The sequence below is a fragment of the Rhizobium sp. BK251 genome, from assembly GCF_004345245.1.
In the GTDB taxonomy this organism is placed as follows: Bacteria; Pseudomonadota; Alphaproteobacteria; order Rhizobiales; family Rhizobiaceae; genus Rhizobium.
Genome location: NZ_SLUQ01000011.1, coordinates 15,178 through 38,234, shown reverse-complemented (window position 1 = coordinate 38,234; position 23,057 = coordinate 15,178). Strand labels below are relative to the sequence as shown.

Annotated in this window: 18 protein-coding genes and 1 pseudogene; 11 read left to right on the top strand and 8 right to left on the bottom strand. The window is 57.8% G+C overall.

What is annotated here, in order from left to right; translation table 11 throughout:
- Nucleotides 1-63 precede the first annotated feature (63 nt).
- From EV286_RS26055 to EV286_RS26035, 5 genes are all read right to left on the bottom strand, one after another.
- Nucleotides 64-1,002: an ABC transporter substrate-binding protein gene (locus EV286_RS26055; RefSeq protein ID WP_132960092.1), complete on the bottom strand. Its 939-nt coding sequence runs from the start codon at nt 1,000-1,002 to the stop codon at nt 64-66.
- A 64-nt stretch (nt 1,003-1,066) separates the two neighbouring features.
- Nucleotides 1,067-2,050 carry a ribose ABC transporter permease gene (locus EV286_RS26050; RefSeq protein ID WP_132960091.1) on the bottom strand — a complete coding sequence of 328 codons (984 nt, stop codon included), beginning with the start codon at nt 2,048-2,050 and terminating at the stop codon, nt 1,067-1,069.
- 31 nt (nt 2,051-2,081) lie between these two features.
- Entirely contained in the window at nt 2,082-3,626 is a 1,545-nt protein-coding gene (locus EV286_RS26045) for a sugar ABC transporter ATP-binding protein (protein ID WP_132960090.1), read from the bottom strand.
- Nucleotides 3,623-5,029 carry a carbohydrate kinase gene (locus tag EV286_RS26040; RefSeq protein ID WP_132960089.1) on the bottom strand — a complete coding sequence of 469 codons (1,407 nt, stop codon included), beginning with the start codon at nt 5,027-5,029 and terminating at the stop codon, nt 3,623-3,625. The genes EV286_RS26045 and EV286_RS26040 overlap by 4 nt, the downstream gene beginning before the upstream one ends.
- Nucleotides 5,029-5,805 (bottom strand): DeoR/GlpR family DNA-binding transcription regulator, encoded by a 777-nt coding sequence (locus tag EV286_RS26035; RefSeq protein WP_132960088.1) that lies wholly within the window; start codon nt 5,803-5,805, stop codon nt 5,029-5,031. Before EV286_RS26035 ends, EV286_RS26040 begins: the two co-directional genes overlap by 1 nt.
- Before the next feature lie 196 nt (nt 5,806-6,001).
- Here EV286_RS26035 and EV286_RS26030 point away from each other — a divergent pair, with 196 nt between their 5' ends.
- The 5 genes from EV286_RS26030 to EV286_RS26005 all read left to right on the top strand — a co-directional run bounded on the left by EV286_RS26030 (nt 6,002) and on the right by EV286_RS26005 (nt 12,238).
- Complete coding sequence (locus EV286_RS26030; protein WP_132960087.1) at nt 6,002-7,084, top strand: class II aldolase/adducin family protein; 1,083 nt, start codon at nt 6,002-6,004, stop codon at nt 7,082-7,084.
- On the top strand, nt 7,081-8,361 hold the full coding sequence (locus EV286_RS26025) for an FGGY-family carbohydrate kinase (protein WP_132960086.1): 1,281 nt from the start codon (nt 7,081-7,083) through the stop codon (nt 8,359-8,361). Before EV286_RS26030 ends, EV286_RS26025 begins: the two co-directional genes overlap by 4 nt.
- Nucleotides 8,354-9,193 carry a TIGR01459 family HAD-type hydrolase gene (locus tag EV286_RS26020; RefSeq protein WP_132960085.1) on the top strand — a complete coding sequence of 280 codons (840 nt, stop codon included), beginning with the start codon at nt 8,354-8,356 and terminating at the stop codon, nt 9,191-9,193. Before EV286_RS26025 ends, EV286_RS26020 begins: the two co-directional genes overlap by 8 nt.
- A gap of 381 nt (nt 9,194-9,574) precedes the next feature.
- Nucleotides 9,575-10,441: an SDR family oxidoreductase gene (locus EV286_RS26015; protein WP_281041115.1), complete on the top strand. Its 867-nt coding sequence runs from the start codon at nt 9,575-9,577 to the stop codon at nt 10,439-10,441.
- A 1,500-nt stretch (nt 10,442-11,941) separates the two neighbouring features.
- Nucleotides 11,942-12,238 (top strand): PRC-barrel domain-containing protein, encoded by a 297-nt coding sequence (locus EV286_RS26005; protein WP_132960083.1) that lies wholly within the window; start codon nt 11,942-11,944, stop codon nt 12,236-12,238.
- Nucleotides 12,239-12,800: 562 nt separating this feature from the next.
- On the opposite strand, the gene EV286_RS26000 is transcribed toward EV286_RS26005, so the two are convergent.
- Nucleotides 12,801-13,136: a DUF2934 domain-containing protein gene (locus EV286_RS26000; RefSeq protein WP_132960082.1), complete on the bottom strand. Its 336-nt coding sequence runs from the start codon at nt 13,134-13,136 to the stop codon at nt 12,801-12,803.
- A gap of 535 nt (nt 13,137-13,671) precedes the next feature.
- Between EV286_RS26000 and EV286_RS25995 the strand changes: the two genes are divergently transcribed.
- Nucleotides 13,672-14,154, top strand: coding sequence for an NUDIX hydrolase (locus EV286_RS25995; protein WP_132960244.1), 483 nt, complete (start codon nt 13,672-13,674; stop codon nt 14,152-14,154).
- Nucleotides 14,155-14,333: 179 nt separating this feature from the next.
- Nucleotides 14,334-14,801 (top strand): hypothetical protein, encoded by a 468-nt coding sequence (locus EV286_RS25990; RefSeq protein WP_132960081.1) that lies wholly within the window; start codon nt 14,334-14,336, stop codon nt 14,799-14,801.
- A 42-nt stretch (nt 14,802-14,843) separates the two neighbouring features.
- Here the strand turns inward: EV286_RS25990 and EV286_RS25985 are convergent, their stop codons facing one another.
- Both EV286_RS25985 and EV286_RS25980 read right to left on the bottom strand, forming a co-directional pair.
- Complete coding sequence (locus tag EV286_RS25985; RefSeq protein WP_132960080.1) at nt 14,844-15,101, bottom strand: GlsB/YeaQ/YmgE family stress response membrane protein; 258 nt, start codon at nt 15,099-15,101, stop codon at nt 14,844-14,846.
- Nucleotides 15,102-15,571: 470 nt separating this feature from the next.
- Nucleotides 15,572-16,586, bottom strand: a pseudogene (locus EV286_RS25980) (ATP-dependent DNA ligase).
- An 846-nt stretch (nt 16,587-17,432) separates the two neighbouring features.
- Between EV286_RS25980 and EV286_RS25970 the strand changes: the two are divergent.
- The 4 genes from EV286_RS25970 (at nt 17,433) to catE (ending at nt 22,954) form a co-directional block, all read left to right on the top strand.
- Nucleotides 17,433-17,648 (top strand): hypothetical protein, encoded by a 216-nt coding sequence (locus EV286_RS25970; protein WP_132960078.1) that lies wholly within the window; start codon nt 17,433-17,435, stop codon nt 17,646-17,648.
- Between the two features lie 500 nt (nt 17,649-18,148).
- Complete coding sequence (locus EV286_RS25965; protein WP_245500832.1) at nt 18,149-19,984, top strand: alpha-amylase family glycosyl hydrolase; 1,836 nt, start codon at nt 18,149-18,151, stop codon at nt 19,982-19,984.
- Between the two features lie 207 nt (nt 19,985-20,191).
- The gene (locus EV286_RS25960; RefSeq protein WP_132960077.1) at nt 20,192-20,446 is read left to right on the top strand and encodes a glycine zipper family protein; all 255 of its coding nucleotides are present in this window, start codon (nt 20,192-20,194) and stop codon (nt 20,444-20,446) included.
- 369 nt (nt 20,447-20,815) lie between these two features.
- Entirely contained in the window at nt 20,816-22,954 is a 2,139-nt protein-coding gene (gene catE, locus EV286_RS25955) for a catalase C (protein ID WP_132960076.1), read from the top strand.
- The last annotated feature ends 103 nt before the right edge of the window (nt 22,955-23,057 follow it).

Below are 23,057 nucleotides of genomic sequence, written 5' to 3'. Positions count from 1 at the left end.
TTCCTGTTGATTTCTAAGAACATCCCGCCGGGCTCGAAAGCACCGGCGGGCCGGGAGGTGACATTAGCGAGCTGCAGTCCAGCCCTTATAGTCCTTGACGTTGTCAGCAGTGATCAGCTTGGGATCGAGCAGGACCGTGTTCTCCGCGGGCTTCTTGCCGTTCAGAACGTCGACAGCCATCTTGAGTGCGTCGCCGGCCATCACATAGGGATCCTGCGACGCAGACGCCTTAATCATCGAGTTGCCGCTGGCAAGGGACTTTTCGATATCGGGAGCTCCGTCGACGGCAGTGATAAAGAACTCATTGCGATTCAGCTGTTTCGCGGCAAGCTCAGCACCGATACCCGTCGGATCATTGATCGCGAAGACGGCGTCTATTTTGTCGAAGCGCGTTAGCAGGCCCTGCATGACCGCGAGGCCGCCGTCGCGCGAACCCTGACCATTCTGATCGTCGGACAAGATCTTAATGTCCGGGCTCTTGGTCAGCACGTTCTTGCAACCTTGGACACGGTCGAGAATCGAGGACGATGCCGGGCCGTTAATGATCACCACGTCACCCTTGCCCTTGAGCTGATCGACGATGTACTGGCAAGCCTCTTCGCCCGCCTTGATGTTATTCGTCATGACAGTGACGTCCGCACCTGGTGCGGAAACGTCGAAGGCGGCGACGATCACGCCCGCAGCCTGGGCCTTCTTGACGGCGGGCGCGATTGCCTTTGCGTCGACGGCGTTCAACATGATGATGTCGACGCCCGCGGCGATGAAGCTGTCGATCTGCGAAACCTGCTTGTTGAGGTCGTAATCGGCCGAAACCGAGGTTACTTGAACGTTCGGATTGATCTCCTTGGCGCGATCCTCGATGCCCTTGATAGTTGCCACGAAGAATGGGTTGCCAAGCAGGCCGACGGAAATGCCGATCTTCTGAAGGTCTTTGGCGGCCGCCGGCATCGCGATGGCTGCCGCCAGGGCGGTCGCTGCAAGCAGTCTGGAAATCATGCGCATACTTTCCTCCTTATGGCGCTTCCTGCGCCTGTTTTCCGGTAAGCCCGGTCCCTCCAGCCGCACGTCAGGTGCGGCTAAGTCCTTTGAGCCTGTAGCGGTCGAGCGCTACGGCAACGATGATGACAAGTCCCTTGATGATGTACTGCCAGATGTCGGAAACACCGACGAGGATGAGGCCATTGGATAGCACCGCAATGATGAGTGCTCCGATCAGCGTGCCCCAGATTGACCCCACACCACCGACGAAGCTGGTACCGCCGAGAATGACGGCTGCAATCGCATCGAGTTCATAGGATTGACCAAGCTGGAGGCCGTTTGCGGCATAAAGGCGGGCTGCGGACATTACGCCGCCAAGCCCGGAAAGTAGGCCAGACATCGAGTAAACGAAGAGCAGAACCAGTGGCACCTTGATCCCGGTAAGGCGCGCTGCCTCCACGTTTCCGCCGACAGCGTAGATCCACGTGCCCAACACCGTGCGCTTCAGGATGAACCACGAGATGAGGATCGTCGCCAGCGCGATAATAGCCAGCCATGGCACACCGAAGAAACTACCATTTCCGATGAAATCAAATGGCAGGTCGGGATTGAAAACCGTCGTGTCGTTGCCAAGCAGCCGGGCGATTCCGCGCATGGCAGTCAGCGAGCCGAGGGTCACGATAAAGGGCGGAAGCTTCAGCGCCGAAATGATGGTTCCATTGACCACACCACATGTAAGGCCGACGCCAATCGCAGCCGGGATGCCCAGCATGCCGACGTCCGGCCAGAGGGATACGATCACGCCGACCATTGCCGAGGCTGCAAGGATAGAACCCACCGAGAGATCGATGCCGCCTGTCAGGATCACAAACGTCATCCCCGCCGCCAAGACAGTATTGATCGACGCCTGTTGCATAACGATCGACAAGTTGTTGACGCTTAGAAAACGGCCGCTCAACAAATGGAAGCCGATGGCCAGGATGACGAGCACTGGCAACATACCGAGCGCTGTAAGCGTCGATCTGAATTTTGCCTTGCTGTCGTTCGGCTGGTCGGTTGATGTCGAAGTCATATCTTTATCCCGTCGTCTCTGTTGTTCGGCGTCAGGCGACTTTCGATGCCGATCCCGTGGAGAAGGCCATAATGGCTTCCTGGCTGATTGGCTGATCCGGCGTCGCCTGGACCTCGCCAGCAATGCGACCTTCGCGCATGACGAGGACGCGATCCACGATGCCGATGATCTCCGGCAAATCGCTCGAGATCACCACCAGCGCGATGCCAGCCTGCGCGAGCTCGTCGATAATCCGGTAAATCTCGGATTTGGCACCCACATCAACGCCGCGTGTCGGCTCGTCGAAGATGATAACCTTGGGTTTCGTTTCGAGGAGGCGGGCGATGAGTGTCTTTTGCTGGTTGCCACCCGACAATGCGCCGACATTGATGCTTGCGCTCAGCGTGCGAACTGAAAGCGATTTGATAGCGCGAGCGGCGCGCTCCTTGGCGGCGGTAAAATTCAGGACGCCGCCAGGGCCGGCGTCGTTGCCGATAACACCGATGTTGATGTTTTCGCTAATCGTCATATCGAGGAAAAGCCCGAGGCCCTTCCGGTCCTCGGTGAGATAGGCGATACCTGCATCCATGGCATCGCGAGGTCCACCGATGGCCAGTTCCCTGCCTTCCAGCGAAACCGTACCAGTCGTTTTTCGGTCTGCACCAAAAACAAGACGCGCGAGTTCCGTTCGACCTGACCCGACCAGACCAGCAATGCCGAGGACCTCACCTGCCCGTGCATCGAAAGAGCATCCGTGAACTCGACGGCCGTCACCGATATCTCTCACCGAAAGAACCGTCTTGGCCGCTTGTAACGGTGCACGGTGTTCTTTTTTGTAGAAAGTCGAGATATCGCGGCCGACCATCATCGAGACCAGTCGTTCGGCGGACAGCTCTTCTCGCTCGAGCGTCCCAACGTAAGCGCTATCGCGCAGCACACTGACACGGTCTGCGAGCGCATAGATCTCTTCCATCCTGTGACTGATGTAGATGATCGCGATGCCGCGTGCCTTTAGCCCTGCGATGACTTCGAAAAGCCGTTCCGTCTCCCTGGTGGTAAGCGAAGTCGTTGGCTCGTCCATGACGATGATCCTCGCGTTGGTGGTCAGGGCGCGGGCGATTTCCACCATCTGACGTTCGCCCAAGGAGAGAGTTGCAACGAGTTGTGACGGTCCGAAGGTAATGCCCAGCTGCTTGAGGATCGGCTCGACACGGGCGCGAGCCGTGGCCTTGTCCACGACACCATAGCGGGACGGTTCGGCCCCCAGGAACATGTTCTGGGCAACCGTGAGGTTCGGTGCGAGCGACAGCTCCTGGTAAATGACCGATATGCCATTTGCCTTCGCCTTGATCGGATCTCCGGCCACGATGGGTTTTCCATCGACGAGGACAGCGCCGCCAGCGTCCGCAACATAGGCCCCGGAAAGCACCTTCATGAGCGTCGACTTGCCCGCGCCATTCTCACCCATCAAAGCGTGGACTTCACCCGGATAGACCGTCAGCGAGACGTTTGTGAGGGCCTTGGTGCTCGCAAATGTCTTGCTGATATGGCGCATCTCCAGAACGGGTGCGCGAGTTTCGGTGTTTGCCGCGCTCATGCGTGGAACTCCTTCCTTGGCTGCGTCACCGCCGGCTGGTCAATCTCGGCCAGTGCTTTCCACGTGTCGCGGTAGGCCTCCAGACCAAAAAGCTGCAGCGGCGCTACCTGGCTCGTCTCATTTGCAAACGGCATTCGACCCAGCATGTCAAAAACAAGCGCCGCCGCGCCAAAGGCGCTGCCCTCGGCCGTCGGGCTCGTGAAGATCGGCTGCGCAGGGCGCAGTTGCGCAAGTATTTCAGCAAACAACCCCGTCTTGACCAACCCCCCGTCTATGACAATCGCGTTATTGGACTGAATGAGGTCGAGCGAAAGACTGGTCATGAGACTGACATAGAGAAGTGCAGCTGCCGCTCTCTCCTCGCCTTCCACCTGCGGCCCCACGAAGCGGCCCTCGAGACCCGGCATCGGTCCGCCCGGCGCGAACGATGGCAATGCGAAAACACCTTTTGCAATCACGCGCGACAGTGCCGCGAGGCTGATCGGCTTGTTCCAGCCGTCGCTTGCAAGATCGTACTCTCTGCCGCCCATGAAACGGATTGTTGGCGCTGGTTTTCCGTCGACGGTGACGTTTGCGAGCATGTCGCGATGTTCGTCGAGCGCTTCGAGCGGGCAAGCCGAATTGAAGATCACGACCCAGGTACCAGTCGATACAAGCGTGAAGTCCTGAAACCCAACAGAACGATAGTAGTAAAGCGCCGAATTACTGTCGTGCACGCCATTGTGGACAATGACCGAAAGCGCCCTGCCCTCGTCTGAACGGACTTCCCAACTGCCCAAAGCAGTACCGGCTTTTTCGAAGGCGGGCATCTTTTCTCGCCAGGATTGGCGGTCGACCAGACTGCTGAAATCACCGCGCAGCGGAGCCCAAAGGTGAGAGTGGCAGCCGACGTAGGACACCTCGGATACCTTGCGGCCGGAAAATTTCCACGACCAGAACTGTGGATAGGGAAGAATGGCGTCGGCGCGGCTCAACGTGTCCGGCTTAACTGCCTCCAGCCACAGCATGTGCCGTCCATAGTTGAAGCCCAGCGGCAGTCTTGGAGAGAAGGTCTCACCGAAGGCGGGCACCAACATGTCAATGCGATCGGCGAGCGGCTGGGGAGGTTCCTGTTCGTAGTCGAGGATGGGATGCACAAGGTGACCTCGCTCGACGAGCGCAAAGGTGCAGCCGTGACCGGAAAAGATTATGTGCCCGACCGAGTGATCCGCGACCGCGACCGAGAGCACGGTCTTCATCCACTCGAAAAGAGCCTCGTCGTCGAGTACGCGAAAGCCATCGTACTCGACCCACACTGGCTTTGTCCGGGTCTCCGAAAGTACGCTACCGTCAGCGCCGAAGACGAAGAGTTTAGAGTTCGTCTTGCCGAGGTCGAATACCGCGATCGCGTTCGAGGGCATCATCACTGGCCTCCCACAGTCGCGATCATTATGGCAACCCCTGCATCCTCGAGCATCTTTGCGCCAGAATCCGATAGACCGTCGTCAATGACGATCGTGCCGATACGCGAAAGCGGAAGAACGACATTGCGCGGCTGGATCGAGAGTTTCCGGCTGTCTGCCAAAAGGACGATCTCGTCGGCGCAACCGCTCAACTCGCCGATCGCCTTCGTCAATAGCGGATGCGATTCCAGAAGGCCCTCGCTGCTGATGCCCTGAGTGCCAAGGAAGAACCGCGACGCGAAGAAGTCGGGCGCGCCCGCGGAAGCGTCATGAATGATCCCGGGCTCCCGATAAAGCACCCCGCCCGCCAGGGTCAGATGGCAAGTACCGTGCTCGCCGAGATAGGCGGCCAGCGGCATGGAATTGGTGTAGAGACGGACGTTGCGACGGGCCAGTTGCAGGCCAAGCTGGTAGCAGGTCGATCCCGCATGGACAATGATCGAGTCCCCGTCCCTTACAAGGCCAGCGGCGGTTTCGGCGATCGCGCGCTTGGCATCGACAGCTATGTCCCGGTTTTCGTCATATGGTCGCGCAGAAAGGCGCGGGACGGTCGACGACTCATTTGCGGATATGCCGCCATAGACCTTCCGGGCTACTCCGATGTCATGAAGCTTGTCGATGTCTCTGCGAATTGTTGCTGGAGAAACCCCAAGTCTCTTCTGCAGGTCGCGGACGGACGCGAAAGGCCGCTCGCGAAGCATTTCTGCGATCAGACGATGGCGATCGGAATCGTTCAAGACAGTCCTCCACTGACGCTTCTCCCTCAGCGCCTTTGATGAAGTATAATCACATCAAAACCTATACCGCAACACAAGAGACGCAAAATCTTCATCATTGACGATTTGCAATCACATTTATAGGATCGCGCAAAAGTTCGCTCATGCGATCAGCTCGATCGGAAGGCGATCGTCAGCGCAGCAGGAGAGAGACGATATGACTAAACCGGACCCGAGGAACACGGACTTATTCAAACGTTTTCGCCAGCTCTCCAGCCAGCTCGGCAGCGATATCCTCAAGACTCAGGGCGCGGGCGGCAATACATCAATCAAAAGCAACGGCGTCATGTGGGTGAAGGCATCCGGCACGTGGCTTTCCAAGGCGGATGCTGAAGACATCATGGTCCCGGTTGTTGTCGATCCGCTGGTTGGGGCGCTTCGCGAGGGTGACCCACGGGCCGAGAAGTCCACCGATTTCGTTGTTACCGAACTAAATTCCAGTGGGCTTCGGCCATCGATCGAGACCAGTTTTCACGCGGCAATCAAGAGTCCGGTGATCGCACACTATCATTGCGTGAACGCGATCGCTCTGGCTGTTGCTGGAGACCGCGATACAGCTCTAGCTGCGCGCATGAGTGCTGTTTCCGATCTCAGTTGGATAACAATACCATACAGGCGTCCGGGAACTCCCCTCGCAAGGGAGATCGAGAAAGCAGCCACGTCGATGCCCGACGTCCTCATCCTATTCAATCATGGGATCGTCGTCTGTGGTGACACCACAGAGGAAGTAGCCGATCGTATCCAACGGGTCACGAGCGCCCTTTCATGCGAGGCGAGAAGCAGCGGTTCCGCCGACATCGATGCGTTGGAACGCATCGCGAAGAATTCCGGCTACCACCCGGCCCGAGACAGTGAAAGCCACGCGGTCGCACTTTCGAAGGTCAATCGGAGAATCGCTCTCGGTGGCTCGCTTTATCCCGACCACGTCATTTTCCTCGGAACCGAGATAGGTGTGCTCGCGGAGGGCCAAAGTGCGGCCGACCTGGAAGCTATATCGTGCCGCGAGGGTCGTGAAGCACCGAAAATGCTGATCGTGCCGGACAAGGGCATACTCTTGTCTGGCACGCTCACTGCTGGTGGCGAGGTCATGGTCCGCTGTCTGGCCGAAGTGGTGAGCCGTATTCCAGAAGAGAAGTCGGTGGTTTACCTCTCTAACGACGATGAATACGAATTGACGCACTGGGAAGCGGAGCAATATCGGCAGGCCCTCGACCGAGGATCCGAAAGGCGGCCCGCGTGAACACGAAAACTGGCCAGCCCGTCGTACTCGGCATTGATATCGGCACGTCCGGCGCTCGTGCATCGGTCGTCGACCGCGCGGGCAAACCGGTAGGCTTCGCCGCTGCGCCGTTCGGGTCACCGGACGAGATGCGTCAGCCCAGTTGCTGGTGGAACAGGGTCAAGGAGGCGATTGAGAGTCTCGCCAAAGCAACGGACTTCAGCTCAATTGAGGGCGTTGCCGTAGATGGAACGTCCGGGACGGTTATGTCCCTTGATCGTTCTGATGAGCCGACGGGCCAGGTTCTCATGTACAATGATCCCTGCCCCGATAGTGCAGTCGTCGACAGCATAGCAAAGAAGGCTCCGGCCGGTAGCACTGCCGTCGGTGCGAATTCGGGCCTGGCACGTGCCATCTACCTGTCGCGTAAGAGTGGGTCGCATTCCATTGTTCATCAGGCTGATTGGATCTTGATGAAATTGGGCTTTGCAGGGCGCGCCAGTGACGAAAACAATTCGCTCAAGACAGGTTTCGACCTAGACACGGAGCGCTGGCCAGATTGGATCGAGGCGGCGGGAATGGACGTATCCAAGCTGCCCATCGTCTATCGCGCGGGCGAAAAAATCGCTCCAGTTGAAGGCTACATGCAGGCATTGGGGTTGCCCAAATCCGCTTGGTTCCATGCGGGCACGACTGACGGATGCGCTTCGTTTCTGGCTACCGGAGCGTCGGCCATCGGCGATGCGGTGACCGCCCTCGGATCCACGATCGTGCTTAAGCTGGCCTCGGACGCTCCGATCAATGCGCCCGAATACGGTGTGTATTCGCATCGTGTCGGGCGGTTCTGGCTCGTTGGGGGTGCCTCAAACACTGGAGGAAACGTCGTGCGCGCCTTGATCGGCGACGACCGTCTGGACGAGCTCACCGAAAACATCGACCCGAACCGCAAACTGGGTCTCGATTTCTATCCTCTTCTCCGTCCGGGCGAGCGCTTTCCGATCAACGATCCTCATTATCCACCCCGGCTTACACCGCGGCCCACCAATGACAGTTTGTTCTTTCATGCCATCCTCGAAGGTATGACCGAGATCGAGCGGTTGGGCTACCAAAGGTTGCGTGAACTGGGTGCGCCAGCTTTAGTCAGCCTACGAACGGTAGGGGGCGGAACGCGAAATCCGGTTTGGACCATAATGAGAGCGCGCGCCATGGGCGTCGATACTTTGGCTGCGAAATCGGTCGAGGCGGCTGTCGGTACAGCCGCACTGGTTCTTTCTCGATCGGACAACGCCAATGGCTAAGTGCGCGCCGATCACCCTGCCCGAGCTGACGCAGTCGTATGACGTTTTCTTCGTCGACCAGTTCGGAGTACTGAGGGATGATGCTGGGCCCTACGAGGGCGCCATCGCCGCCCTGTTTGAACTCGCATCGGCGGGCCGGAAGGTGGTTATCCTGTCCAACTCGGGGAGAAGTGGCGAGTACAATTCCGAGAGGCTTGTCAGGCTCGGCTTTGCTCGGGAAACCTTCGACTTCTTCGTCACATCGGGAGACGTGGCGTTCGACATCCTCTCGCGACGCGAAAACATGATCAGGGGAATGGCCCCGTGTTTGACGATCTCCAGTGGCGGAGATAGCAATCTCGCGGATCGCTTGGGACTCGCTTCGGTGCATAGCGCGGCCAACGCCGAAATCGTAATCATCTCCGGGAGCGAGGCCGAGCGCATCCCGATGGACGACTATCGGGAAATGCTGCGACCGGCGGCCGAGAAAGGCATCCCGTGTTATTGTACGAACCCTGACATACATAAACTGAGCAATGGTTCCATTGCTCCGGGCGCAGGAAGTATCGCCAAGCTCTACGAGGGAATGGGTGGGCCAGTCACCTGGCTTGGAAAACCCTATCTCGAAATCTATGAGCACGCGTTGAAGCTGGCAGGGGTCACCGACCGGCGCCGCGTAGTCTGCATAGGTGATAGCATCGAGCACGATATCTTGGGTGCGAAGTCAGCTGGCTTGGATTCCGTGCTTGTGCGTACTGGGATTTTAGCAGACGTCAACGACGAGCAGCTCGAGCATCTTTGCGCAAGCGCGCACGCTTATCCCACTCATATGTTGCAGCAATTTGCATTTTAGCGCCGGCATTATTGTTCCGCCTAACACGGACTGGTCTGTCCGTGAAAAGTCATGCTTCTCGAGTTGGCTCAAGCCGAGGAAGGACGTGGCAATGACAGCACACACACGATCACCAAGTAACGTCTCGGCGCCGACAGCCGGACGCCAGTTGGGCGTGGATTGCGCCTCAAAGGCCGGAGCTCGAGGCAGGCGGGTTGGTTCTGAAGCTTTGCTCGCCAGCGCTGACGTACCGATCAGGGGGCCGACCTTCCTGCCAGACGAACTCGAGCAAGGGATGTCTTTTCAGGTCGAACGCCCAAAGTTGCTCCGTGGCGGCGACTTTGGGCGGAACAGTTCCGCTGGGCGGTGGTTTTGGTCGACAACACACGCAAGGAGAAAGCCGTGACAGACGATATCCGTCGACCCACTCCACCCTATCCCGCCCAGCAACAAGAGCCTCCTGGCAGGACCACCGAAATGAGGCCCCTGCCCGACCATGGAGAGAACTCCTATGTCGGAAATAGAAGGCTTGAGAGAAAAGTTGCCCTCATCACCGGGGCAGATTCCGGTATTGGCAAGGCCGTTGCGATCGCATTTGCGCGCGAGGGGGCTGATGTCCTGATCTCCTATCTCAATGAGGACGACGATGCAAAGGACACGAAAAAATGGGTCGAGGAGGCGGGACGCAGAGCCATAATCGTACCCGGCGACATTAAATTGGAGCAGCATTGCCAAACCCTTGTGCGGCTGGCGATGGAGGAGCTGGGTGGGATCGATATCCTTGTCAACAACGCGGCCTTTCAGCGGACCTATGCGGATATCACCGACATCTCGGCCGAAGAGTGGGATGAAACTTTCCGCACGAACATCTACGCGCCTTTTTTCCTATCCAAAGCCGCCGCGCCACACATGAAACCTGGAAGCGCCATTATTAACACGACGTCGATCCAGTCCCGCCAGCCATCACCGCATCTACTCGCTTATGCCTCCACGAAGGGCGCGATCTCTAACTTCACTGCAGGGCTGGCCGAGATGCTGGCCGAGAAGGGCATTCGTGTGAATGCAGTTGCGCCAGGTCCAATTTGGACGCCCCTTATTCCGTCCACGATGCCCGCCGACAAGGCGGCCAAGTTCGGACAGCAGACTCTTTTGAAACGCGCCGGGCAACCGGCCGAACTTGCAGGAGCCTATGTGCTTCTTGCTTCGGATCTGGGCAGCTTTATGACCGGCGCCGTCGTGCCTGTGACCGGGGGTGAAATCATGATTTGAACCACCATGGCAGGAGCGGGTGATCGGCGTCGGTGGGGCTTGGCCAGCTAGGGGAACAGGTCGCACAGTGTCCGTTTTGACCGCAACTATTCTCGGTTCCGTCATGTCGTGCGGTCAGAATCGGAGGGAGCCGACACCGATCGCCTCCCGCTCGCGGGTGGTGCGGGAACCATTCCCAATCCTATAGGTTTATCGCGTGTGCTCTTTGCTTCCCGCACCTGCCCCGCCTAGCCAGCGGGGCTTTTTTTGTCAGCTGGGTGACGATATCCCTATTCATCGAGTTGTCGATGATCGCGCGCTTATAGTCGCTCTCGGTCTGCCGAGGCTAAGTTCTGCACCACGGGCTTAAATCGGAAGAGACGTTCAACTGGCGGCGTGTTCGACACGACCCTGGCTGCACCCATGTGGCTCTCGAACCGCCCTGGCCTGCGCCGTTCGGGACAATAACTTCTGCAATACGTCCATGAAGGACCGGCCAAGTTCGGGCCTGGTAAGAACCGTATTGATGCTTCCTTCTGAGTGCGAACGGTGCGACGCGCAACTACCCTGTTAAAGGAGCGCTGCGACATTTTCGTTCGGAATTCGAGAGGGTGGAACTTTTGAACGCGGCCGCAGTTCGTGCCTCCGGATATGGGAATTGCGTGCCGTCAAATGAGCGGCGAGAATGGGAGGCTCATGATGAGAAAATTGGAAGCAGAAAAGATGCAGTGGTCCAGGCCGCTCCTCGTCGAGTTATTCCGGACCGGGGGGTTCTGCCAGGTCCACAATGCCGAGGAGGCGGAGGCCTGGCTGCGGCATTGCTGGCCGGTAGCATCCAGCGGGGACCGATTGCGTACCCTTGAAATCTGCCGGGGCGTATCGGAGGGTCGCGTCGGCGCCGAAGTAGCTCGCGACGCTTTCCTCGCGGCCGCCATCGCTGCCGGGATCCGAGTTGTCGAGTGATGGGGGCATCCATGGGATACGATTGGGACGGCAGACGGACCCGGCGCCTCGAATCGATCAAACTCGCCGCCGCCTTTCTCCTCTCAGGTTTTCTGGCTCTTGCGCCTCTTGTCGTGCTGGGCCTCGGAAGCCTCTGGGAATAATCCGAAGCATACCAGCCGCGCAAGGCAGTCTCACAATGGCAGCTGGCAATTGCCACTCACGCGGCGCGTTGGTACTTCGGCTAGCATAATGGCCAGGCACCGGATCGGGATGGCTTACGTTACGACCCTACTTCCCAGAACCCGCGAGCAGTTGTCAGTTCTGGAAAAAGGCGACTATTAGTAGCGAGTATTTATCTCGCCCGCGATCTGGCACTCCTGTTCCCTCGTTTGTGTTGGACGACATCGGGAATGAACAGCGTTCGGCAACATCGAAAGCCAGGCTGATCTGTCCGCCATCAGCTCCCGGCACGTGGATGCGATGTGTAGGCCGTGTCGTTCGTCCCTTATTGTTCGGCGACAATCGGAACATTAAGTCTGCGATCAGATTATCCCTCCTCCATAGAGGAGAAAGATCATGGATCACACCAACTACGTCCGCCTGAACACTTCGGAACTCACGCCCGCCGTACTGGAAGGCGCCACCATCTACGGAGCCGACGATTACAAGGTCGGTAAGATCGATCACATCCACGGGTCGGGCGTCAGTGGCTCTGCGGTCATCGATGTCGGAGGCTTTCTTGGTATTGGCGCCAAGCCCGTTGCGGTTCCCATTTCGGATCTCGAGTTCATGCGCGATGAGGATGGCGACGTGCATGCCGTGACGAGCTGGACAAAGGATCAGCTCAAAGAGATGCCAGAGCACTACGACTGAGCGCGCTGCGCGATTTTTCCGCCCTGCCGCAGTCGCTGAAGCTGCAGGGCGGGGAGGCTCAAACCCGCATGGCAAACTTCGAGGCCAATCGCCATGCGGCGTTGGCGAGGGAGATGCCGAGTTGCCGCTGAGAAACGGCGGCGTGCGGTGCGGAAGACGAAGTTGATCCGTTTATTGAAGGCGATCCGGCAAGAGTGAAGAAAGGCAGGGGTGATGGAGACTCAGTCTGAAAAAGAAACACGCCGACGGGCGCTTGCTGCGGAAGGTGCGCTGTTGATGCTGGTTGATCGCCTTGCGATGCGAGGCACAATTTCGATCGATGAAGGGGAAGAGATTCTTAAAATGATCTCCAAAGCGTCGGACATGTCGGCTGCGAGGACTTCCTGTTCCTTTAGCAACATGCGGCGGCTGAGACAGTTACGGAGCGGGGATGTTCGTTGCGCCCCGGGCGCGGGCGGAAACGACACCAATTAAACGCTAAAGCTCTTGTGCTCGACGCAGCGGGCTGCATTGGATGTGAACGAAGCTTGTTCGATATGTGTCATTTGCCCAATTGCGGCCGTTATGGTCCCTCTATGCCCTTAACCTTCTGTTGCACCGGTTCTTCGCCCGTGGTGATTTCCACATGGGGCGGGCTAGAGTCCTTCGGCGCATCCTGTTTTCGTTCCGCTCGCCTCCCCTCATGCGTAGCATCTTGAAGACTGCTGTTTCGAGTGCGAGCTATGTCGTCATAATCGTCTTCATCAATCAGATCCTGCATCGTTTCATGCTCGTTATTACCTTCGATTTCGTCAAACGCTTGCATCCAATGACGAAAAGCAGCCCCTTCCGGGCGACCTTCGTTTTCCCAAATCTCATATGCACGCCGGCGAATCTGTTCATGCTTATCAACGGCCATAACATGCCTCCTTCCTACCCGTGCTGGTCTCGGGATTGTCGAACATTCCCAACCAGGCATTGTTCCAAGTTATGAGTGCTAAGGAATTGCAGGCGTTGCTCGCCGGTCAGGATCAGCGTGAACGACGGCTTGGGAGGACGCCGATCACAGGTTCAGAGCAGGTGCGGTTCCAGCCGCCACCTCCGGCGGGATCTTAGGATGAAGACCATGCCATGGAACGGAATTTTAGCGGGGATGCGCTTCAGCAGTCGGTTGTGTGATTTTCATGAAGCTTTCAACCGCATCGCAGACGAGCGTCGCGTTGTTATCAGGGAGCCCTCACGGCGATCCTGTTGAAGGATCGTGCCTGACCGCATGCGGCGCCATACCGAAGGTCGTCGCACCATCCCCGCCAGGTACGCGCTTGAGGACAAGGGCCAATCCCGAATACCGGCTTCGTTATGCCAGAGACGCATTTGGGCGGGGCATCGTTAAGATGAGCTGCGGAACTCTCGACTGCTCAGACGGTTGGAGAGGATGAAACGTGAGTAGTGACATGCCAGCAGCGCCATCCTCCGGAATACCGACCCAGCAATATGGTGCGTTATGCTTCCGCAGCACCCTTGATGGCCCCGAAGTGCTCCTCATCACGACCCGAGAAACGAAGCGCTGGATGATTCCGAAAGGCTGGCCGATCTCCGGGCTGAAGCCGCGGAAAGTGGCGGAGAGGGAAGCTTGGGAGGAAGCAGGAGTGGTCGGACGGGTGAGGAGGAAGCCTTTCGGCGATTTTGTTTACGACAAACGCTTGAATGACGGCAGCGAAGTGCGGCCCATCGTCGAAGTGTTCCTGATCGAGGTCCGTCGATGCCGGAAGCATTTTCCGGAAATGGCCGAGCGTGAAGCCATGTGGTTGACGCCGGCCGACGCTGCCCGGCGCGTGGAAGAACCTGCCCTAGGCAGACTGCTTTTGAAATTCGGGTTTCGTAGCGGAGGATCCCGAGCAACGCTAATCAGAGCCATGGCCGTACCGGAGTGGTGAACGTCCCGATCTCGCCATCGTTGACGCCCCGCAGGAGCCGAGAAACGCCCTTCAAGCGCTTCGCGCACCGATGCGCCAAACCGAACGCGGCAAAATTCTCGGTAAGAAAGGCTGATTTAACTGCGAGGGAACTTCCGGGGTCGACGGGGATTTTTCTTTTCTGCAACCGGAGAAAAGCCATGCCAGACCCAAGAAAGTCCCCTGCAGTCCAATCCATGCTCAAGGAGCAGGCCCAACAGCGCGATGCGGCCGAGAAGAGCACCCTCGACAGAGGACTCGAGGATACCTTCCCAGCTTCCGATCCGGTCGCCGCGACGAATACCGCCGTTCCCGCCGGTCGAGCGGACGCCGATGAGGTGGAGCGTGTCCACAGAGATAGCTCGCACGAAAGTTGTCATCTGGCCGATGACGCGCTTGCGGTGGAAGACACCCACAACCAGGGTCGTGATTATGAAGAAGGCCGTACGTTGCGGCGAGAGGCAGTTCGAAATTTCGACGCCGTAATCGAGATTCCGGGCGCCGTTGCAGTCCCGAACGCAGGCGTCAGCTCCTTCTGTAGCGAAATGGAAGTGAGGATTCGGGAGAAGCCGTTGACGGTCATGGGGATCGTCGCCGCACTAGCCTATGCGTGGGGAGCAACCCGTTAAAGCGACGGAGGCGGCATTCGAGGAGAGGCCGCCTTCCGCTTTCTAGGCCGTGCGTCTGACCATTCTAGCGAGAGCGATAAGAATGCAAGCTCCGATGAAGCCGGCGATCAGATATCCAAGCCAACCGCCAAGGACAACGCCGAAGAGAGATAGGATGAAGTTGGCGACGAGCGCGCCGACGATTCCGAGAAAGATGTTCATCAACACGCCCATGTTACTCCTCATGAACATCTCCGCTAGCCAGCCTGCAATTCCGCCAATGATGATTGCCGCTATCCAACCGATACCTGCGCTTTCCATATGAAACTCCTTGACACGTTAGAATGAAGGCATGCCGCCGGGCTTTTGAGTTATCGGACACTAAGCAAGGTGATTGCCGCGCGGTTTCAGCGTAACCCGTTGTGGTCCGAGTTAGTTCCATATGCCGCCGGTCCCACCACCATGCCCTCGCTGAACGACCTGCCAATTGCTCGCAGATCCACGATCAAACCAATCTGATCGAAGAAGTCTCGCTTCTGCTAAGTCCCCACAAGCCAGCCCTATAAAACCTCGGGACGAGGTCGCGGCCAATGGGGAATGGGCACCCAACGGCGATCCAGGAGCGTTACGCTCCCTTCCAGCTCGAACCGGGGCAATGCGCTGGAGGTCGGCGTCGGCCTGCGTAGAGGTAGACAGGTTGAGGGCTTCCTTAGAGGAGTTCCTGTCTTGCAGCTCAGAATGCTTCCTGTCACGGCGATGGAACATGGCCGCCGTTCTTTCCATTCCCGCAGTTAAATTTGGTCATAAGTACACTGTGTGGGCTTCTTGTCAGGCCTCCACCGCAGGAACTTGGTTCCGTGTCGGAACCGATGCGCAGCGACATGATCAAACCGGACTTCGACAACGAGTTCTGGCTTTAGCGGCTCCCAGTCGGCACTTCGCCTTGTACTCCATCGACTTGGCCCGCCCGGCGCCTTCCCTGTGAAGCCAGGAGGCTGGCGAAGTGCTTCTAGCTCCTGAGTGAGCTCCCCGCGATCGATGTCAACCATGGTCGAGGTGAATCCTACGTGATCCAGCTTCCCCTCATCATTGTACAGTCCCAAGAGAAGCGAGCCGACCTCCCTGGTCTTTGATTGATAGCGAAATCCACCAACGACGCAGTCGGCCGTGCGCAGGTGCTTCACCTTGATCATGGCACGAGCGCCGATTTCGTACTTCCCATCGAGGCGCTTGCAGACCACGCCATCCGTGCCGCCGTTCACGGCTTCCGACAGCCACCTGCGGGCAAGCCGAATGTCAGTCGTCACTGGCGACAGGACGAGTTGTGCCTGATTGAGATACGGCGTCATGATCTTCTCCAGAGCAATCCGCCGCTCTGCCAACGGTTCCTCCAAATGGGAAGCACCATCGGGCGATAACAGGATGTCTAAGAGGACAAGTTTGGCGGGCGTCGACGCAGACAGTTTCTCAATTCGGCTCTTGGCTGGATGGAGCCGCATCTGCATTGCTGTCGAACGACAGACTGCCGTCGACTTCGATCACCAGCTCGCCGTCAACGAGGAACTTGTCGAATGGCAAACTCCTCAACAAGGAGAGGACTTCCGGAAAGTAGCGTCCAAGCGGCTTGCCCGATTTCGCGTATATGCCGACGATCGGTCCGTCCTTAACAGCAAGGCAGCGAAAGCCGTCCCATTTCGGTTCATACTGCCAGCCCTTGTCTACGGGGAGGTCCTCGGCCGATTTCGCCTCCATAGGCTCAATGTCGGCAGGCAGTCCGAATTGCTGTGCTACCTTAATCTCGGCCATAGATTAGCCGCGCTACGAGCGCGCTCCATAATCTGTATTTGAGGTCTCGACAGAGTAAAAGCGCTCTATGGACCGGCAAGTTCTTGATCCAATGTGCTTGTTCCGCAGACGCAAGGTGCGGTGAGATAACCTTGGCCCTCCTTTGCGCCGTGGTCTGGGACGGTCGTTTCCAAAGGGACGAGTTCGCGATGCTCACTCCAGAGCATCCGTCAGTCATGGCCGCGAAATCGTTTGACGACGGCCGGTGCAGAGCCAGTCACGCTGCTTCCGAAGTGTCATTCGATGACCGCGATATCCGCCTCGTGAGCAGCCTCGATCAAGGCACGGCGCGCAGCACCTGGTCGCCTGGTTCCGTGCATCGCCTCTAGGATGATCTTTTGGGCGGCCCCGAAGGCCCTGCCTTCCATCGTAGGCCAATGCTTCGACAGGCAGTCTGCAGCCTCCTCAACAGTGTGGATTGTACGATAAGCGCCAGGCCCACCCAGGCCAACGCGCAAGCGAGTGAAAGTCAGGCTTCCGGTCATGATTCCTCCTAACTCGCGACACCGCCCCTGACGAAGCGGCCGCTCGCTTCGCGGGTGTTCCCGCCTACTGGGTCGGCGAGCCGCTCGGATGAGGGCGCAGCGGGGCGCCTAACGTCGTTGTCGCCTCCGTCTGCTTGATCTCTGGCGGCCCACGAACATCTCGGGATCAATTTTGTTCCTTGGTGTGCTCGCTGGTCGCGTCATTCAACGGGCGCGTCGCGTCGGGTTGCGAACTCGTTAGGTGGTTTCAATTGGGGATCGCTTAAATTACGCACTGCTGCACTTTAGTCTGTTGCGGATGACTCGGGGCCGAGGAATGCATATGCGACGGACAATCGCCGAGCGCGCAATTGAGCGAGCACGCGCGCGCGGCATAGCGATCGAGGACGATATCGAATTCATGGCTCTTGTCGAACTTTGGATCGAGGGCGAGATCGACAGCAGGGAAATGCACCGGCGCTACCTCCATCTGGCAGGGGAGCGGGCCCGTGCTGTTTACAGGCCGGAATTCAAGATATCTTCGGAACGGTCGCAGTAAATTAGCAGTTGTTGGCTTCTGGCCCTTTCTGTCGGCCATTTCGCACATTCCATCGGCGCATAAAGTTCGCGCATCCTGCATCGGAGAGGCTGTTCAGGCCTGTTTGGCGGTGAACGCGCGCTGCGAATGGAGCTGACGACGACTGAGCACGGACGATCGCGCCAGCGAACTCGTCTCGCAGTTCGGCGCGTGCGATCCTCTTTCGTCTGACGAGTGTCGAGACCCTGCGTTTCCGATGAGGTCCGATCTTCAATCCTCATCTGCTCAACCTCGTCGGCGACCAATTCTCTCCTCTGCGATCGCATGGAACATCGTGCTTCATCACGAGTTCTCGGCATCAGCCACAGTGAGTGTTAGCCATGACCATGTCTCATTCCGTTCGCCGCTTGGCGAAAAGGTCAACGGTCAAGAGGAAGATCAACCGGCGCTTGCCCATTGGTGCAGAACCGACGTCGAACGGCGTTTCCTTTCGGATCTGGGCGCCGGCCAGGAGTCGCGCCATGGTTGTTCTTAAGGACGGCTGCGAATACGCGGCAGAAAATGAGGGCAATGGTTATTTCTCCGCCGAAATTGAAGGCCTCACCGCCGGCGCGCTTTATTGGATACGTCTGGACGATTCAAATCTGTTGGCTGACCCTGCTTCGCGATTTCAGCCAGAGGGCCCTTCTGGCCCATCAATGGTCATTGATCCCCACTCGTTTTCGTGGAGCGATGGCGAATGGGAAGGTGTGAGGGGCAATCTCGTTCTTTATGAAATGCATATCGGGACGTTTACGAAAGGAGGCACCTGGGCGACGGCGAAAACGAGATTACGCAACCTGCAGGAAGTCGGGGCCACTTGCCTTGAGATCATGCCGATAAACGAGTTCGAAGGTGAGTTCGGATGGGGTTACGACGGTATCCTTCTATATGCGCCGACGAGGCTTTATGGAGCGCCGGATGATGTGCGAGACTTCGTGAACGAGGCGCATTGCCTTGGAATGAGCGTCATTCTGGATGTCGTCTACAACCATTTTGGCCATGGCGATCGCTTCACTGAGTTCACGCCTTGCTACTTCACCGACCTCCATTCCAACGAATGGGGCAAGTCCATCAACTTCGACGGGCCCGACTGCAATGGTGTGCGCGAATACGTCTCCAAGAATGCCGCCTACTGGGTTGATGAATACCATTTCGACGGGCTGAGGATCGACGCGACCCAGGCGCTGTTTGATTCGGGCACTGAACACATCCTTGCCGTAATAGCAAAAGAAGCCCGCGCCGCCGCGCGCGGGCGCACGATCTACCTCGTTGGCGAGAGCGAGCCCCAGGAGACCCGAATTGTCAGATCGGAGCAAGCTGGAGGTTACGGGCTCGATGCCTTATGGAACGATGATTTCCATCATTCCGCCCTGGCAGCTCTGACTGGCCGACATAGTGCCTATCTCCATGACCATCGTGGGTCGGCACAGGAGCTGGTTTCGACGGCCAAATATGGTTTCCAGTTTCAAGGCCAGCGATATGATTGGCAGGACGGCCCTCGAGGTGGCCCGAGCCTCGACCTTGAGGCTGCAAATTTTGTGCATTTTCTCGAGAACCACGACCAGATCGCAAACTCCGGTACTGGAGCTAGACTGGCAGCCCTGGCATCTCCAGCACGTGTGCGGGCAATGACGGCTCTCCATCTTCTCGGACCACAAACCCCGATGCTTTTCCAAGGCCAGGAATTTGGCGCTACGACGCCATTCTATTACTTTGCGGATCGTGACGGAGATATCGCTCGAAGCGTTCGCAAAGGGCGTATCGATTTCCTCCGCCAGTTCCCAAATCTGACGGATGAAAAGTTGATCACATGCATGCCAGATCCTTGCGATCGTAGGACGTTCGAGAGCGCCAAGCTGGACTGGGCGCAGTGGCGAGAAGATGGCGTAAGTTTCGTGCTTCACCGCGATCTTTTGGCCCTACGCCGCAATGAGGCGACGTTCGCGGCGCAAGCGTCGGCGCGCCGTGGCGCGCTTGACGGAAGCGTGTTGTCGCAATCCGCGCTTCTCCTGCGCTACTTTGCCCAGTCGCCGAAAAATGAAAGGTTGCTCGTGTTCAACTTTGGAACTGCACTGGACATCGACAGTGTGCCGGATCCCCTCTTTGCGCCGCCGGCGGGGTTACAATGGCAGCTTCTGTGGTCAAGTGAGGATCCGGTCTATGGCGGCGGGGGGCGCAGACCCTATGACTTTCATGCCCGTTGGATTCTCGATGCAGACATCGCGCTGGTCCTTGGGCCATTTGAGGCGGCGCCGCAAACGAAGCCTACCGGCGAAGAAATGCGGGCGTGGCAGAGGGCCGTTTCCTGTCTTTAGATCCACCACACGGCACGCGCGCATATCTACATCGCAATGAAAGGAGGAACAGGGGCCGTCTCGGCTACAGGTCCGCGTGACCGCAAACTCCGTGTTTCGTCTTTGCACTAAGAGTAAGCCCGGAATTATTTTTTAATATCATCGTCCAATCTGAAACATTTCACGTGATTTCGAGTTCGAACAATTTACAAGCTCTAGGAGGCACTCATGAGAAAATCCGTACTCGTTATTCTTGTCACGATCTCCCTTTCCGCCTGCACGGCAACCGAGCAGGGTGCCGGAATAGGGGCGGCAACCGGGGCGGTAATTGGTGGCGTCGCGACTGGAAATGTCCGAGGTGCGGCGGTCGGGGCGGCCATCGGTGGCGTATCAGGCGCATTGATCGGAAGTGTGGCCGGTCAACCGGGACGGTGCTACTACCGCGACCGCTACGGCAATCGGTACATAGATCGATGCCCTTGAGGAGTCGTTAGACGGCTGACTACTGCCGGCGCACTCCTTCTGAGAGCGCGCGACAAACTGGACGGCACCTGGCGAATGAACCAGCTGCTGCCATCGATGCACGAGATGACTGGGCCACCAGTCAGTTATTCACTCCCACCCATCAAAGGGCGCTCGAAACTCGGCGTGACAGCGAAGAGGCCGATGCGTGCTGGTCGTTCTGAAGGGCAAGGCGAGAGGTTGTAGGCCCTGGAGCGGGTTATCCCGCGGTGCCTGAAGATGATCAATGCTCTCGCATGGGCTAATTAATTCTTGTTTCCGGACATGAAGGAACTTTCAGGCTTTGCGATTCTTTCCCATCCATCACTTTAGGTATTCAGGGAACGAGACATGGCCAGGAAATCATCGAAGAGCGCGCAATCGAATACTGTCACGATCCACGATCACAAGCTGCATCGCGGCGAAGGCGGAGAACTTCACCAGTTCGCAGAAGACGGCACCGATGTCCTGACTACTGCGCAGGGCGGCCCCGTGGCCGACGACCAGAATAGTTTGCGGGTTGGCGCCCGAGGCCCGGCCCTGATCGACGACTTTCATTTCCGCGAAAAGATCTTCCACTTTGATCACGAGCGGATCCCGGAACGCGTCGTACATGCCCGCGGTTACGGCGCCCATGGGTTTTTCGAGACTTACGAATCCTTGGCGGCCTATACGCGCGCCGATGTGTTCCAACGCCCAGGCGAGAAGACACCGGTCTTCGTCCGGTTCTCGACCGTCGCCGGCAGCAAGGGGTCTTTCGATCTCGCCCGCGACGTTCGTGGCTTCGCGGTCAAGATGTACACTCAGGAGGGCAACTGGGACCTCGTGGGCAACAATATACCCGTGTTCTTCATTCAAGATGCCATCAAGTTTCCTGACGTTATTCATTCGGTGAAGCCCGAGCCCGACCGCGCCTTTCCTCAGGCCCAGTCGGCGCATGACAATTTCTGGGATTTCATAACACTGACACCGGAAAGCATGCACATGATCATGTGGGTCATGTCTGACCGGGCGATCCCGCGTTCCTTCCGCTTCATGGAAGGTTTTGGTGTTCACACATTTCGCTTCGTCAACGCAAAGGACGAATCTACCTTTGTCAAATTCCACTGGAAGCCTAAGCTCGGTTTGCAGTCAGTCGCGTGGAATGAGGCCGTCAAGATCAACGGTGCTGATCCTGATTTTCATCGCCGCGATCTCTGGCAGGCGATTCAATCCGGTAATTTTCCGGAGTGGGAACTGGGCGTCCAGCTCTTCGACCAGGAGTTCGCCGACAAGTTTGATTTCGACATCCTTGATCCGACCAAGATTATCCCGGAGGAGATCCTTCCGGTCCAGCTCATCGGGCGACTTGTCCTTGATCGAATGCCAGAGAACTTCTTTGCCGAAACTGAGCAGATCGCCTTTATGACGCAGAACGTTCCTCCGGGTATCGACTTCAGCAACGATCCACTCCTGCAGGGCCGCAATTTTTCTTATCTCGATACACAACTCAAGCGTCTTGGGGGCCCCAATTTTACCCACCTTCCCATAAACGCGCCAAAGTGTCCCTTCCATAATTTCCAGCAGGACGGTCACATGGCGATGCACAATCCTGTGGGACGAGTAAACTACCAGCCCAATTCATTCGGAGAGGGACCTAGAGAATCGCCCGTGCAGGGCTACCGCCACTTCCCGTCTGATGAACAGGGACCGAAGGTGCGTCTTCGCCCGGAAAGCTTCGCCGACCATTACAGCCAGGCGCGCCAGTTCTACGTCAGCCAGACACCGGCGGAGCAGCGCCATATCGCCATGGCCCTCACCTTTGAGCTGAGCAAGGTTGAAACACAAGCCATCAGAGAACGGATGATTTCTCATTTGCTCAACATCGATGAGACGCTCGCGAATACCGTGGCTCACAAGCTCGGCTTCCACGCGATGCCGAAGGCGGCTGACGCGGCAACGGCGACTCGCCAGGATCTCAAGCCGTCTCCGGCCCTGAGCATCGTGGAGCGAGGTCCCAAACGTTTCGAGGGGCGCAAGCTCGGCATGCTCGTGACCGACGGAGTCGATGCCAAGCTGCTCAAGGGACTCGGCGATGCAATCACGAAAGAGAAGGCGGCGTTCGAGTTGATAGCACCAAAGGTTGGCGGGGTTACCGCTTCCGATGGAAGCTGGATTCCGGCGCATCATATGATCGACGGCGGGCCGTCTGTTCTGTTCGACGCCGTCGCGCTCCTCACCTCGGCAGAAGGCATAGATGACTTGGTTGGCGAGGCGGCCGCACGGGATTTCGTCGCCGACGCATTTCAGCATTGCAAGTTCATCGGCTACGACAAGTCCGCGCTGCCCCTTCTGGAAAAGGTGGGGGTCGCTAATTCGCTTGATGAGGGCGTTATCGGGCTTTCGGACAAGGAAGGGCTAACCTCTTTCGTTGCCGAACTCGGAAAGCTACGCGTTTGGGGCCGCGAGGCGTCAGTCAAGCTCGGAAAGGCCTCGCCTCCGTTAGAATGAAAGAAAATCTGCGAGCGCCAGTAATTGCGGCTGCGCAAGGCGAAGTGGTCAACGATGAGCTCTGATGAAACGCCGAATCCGATTGGAAAAGCGCGCCGGCTAG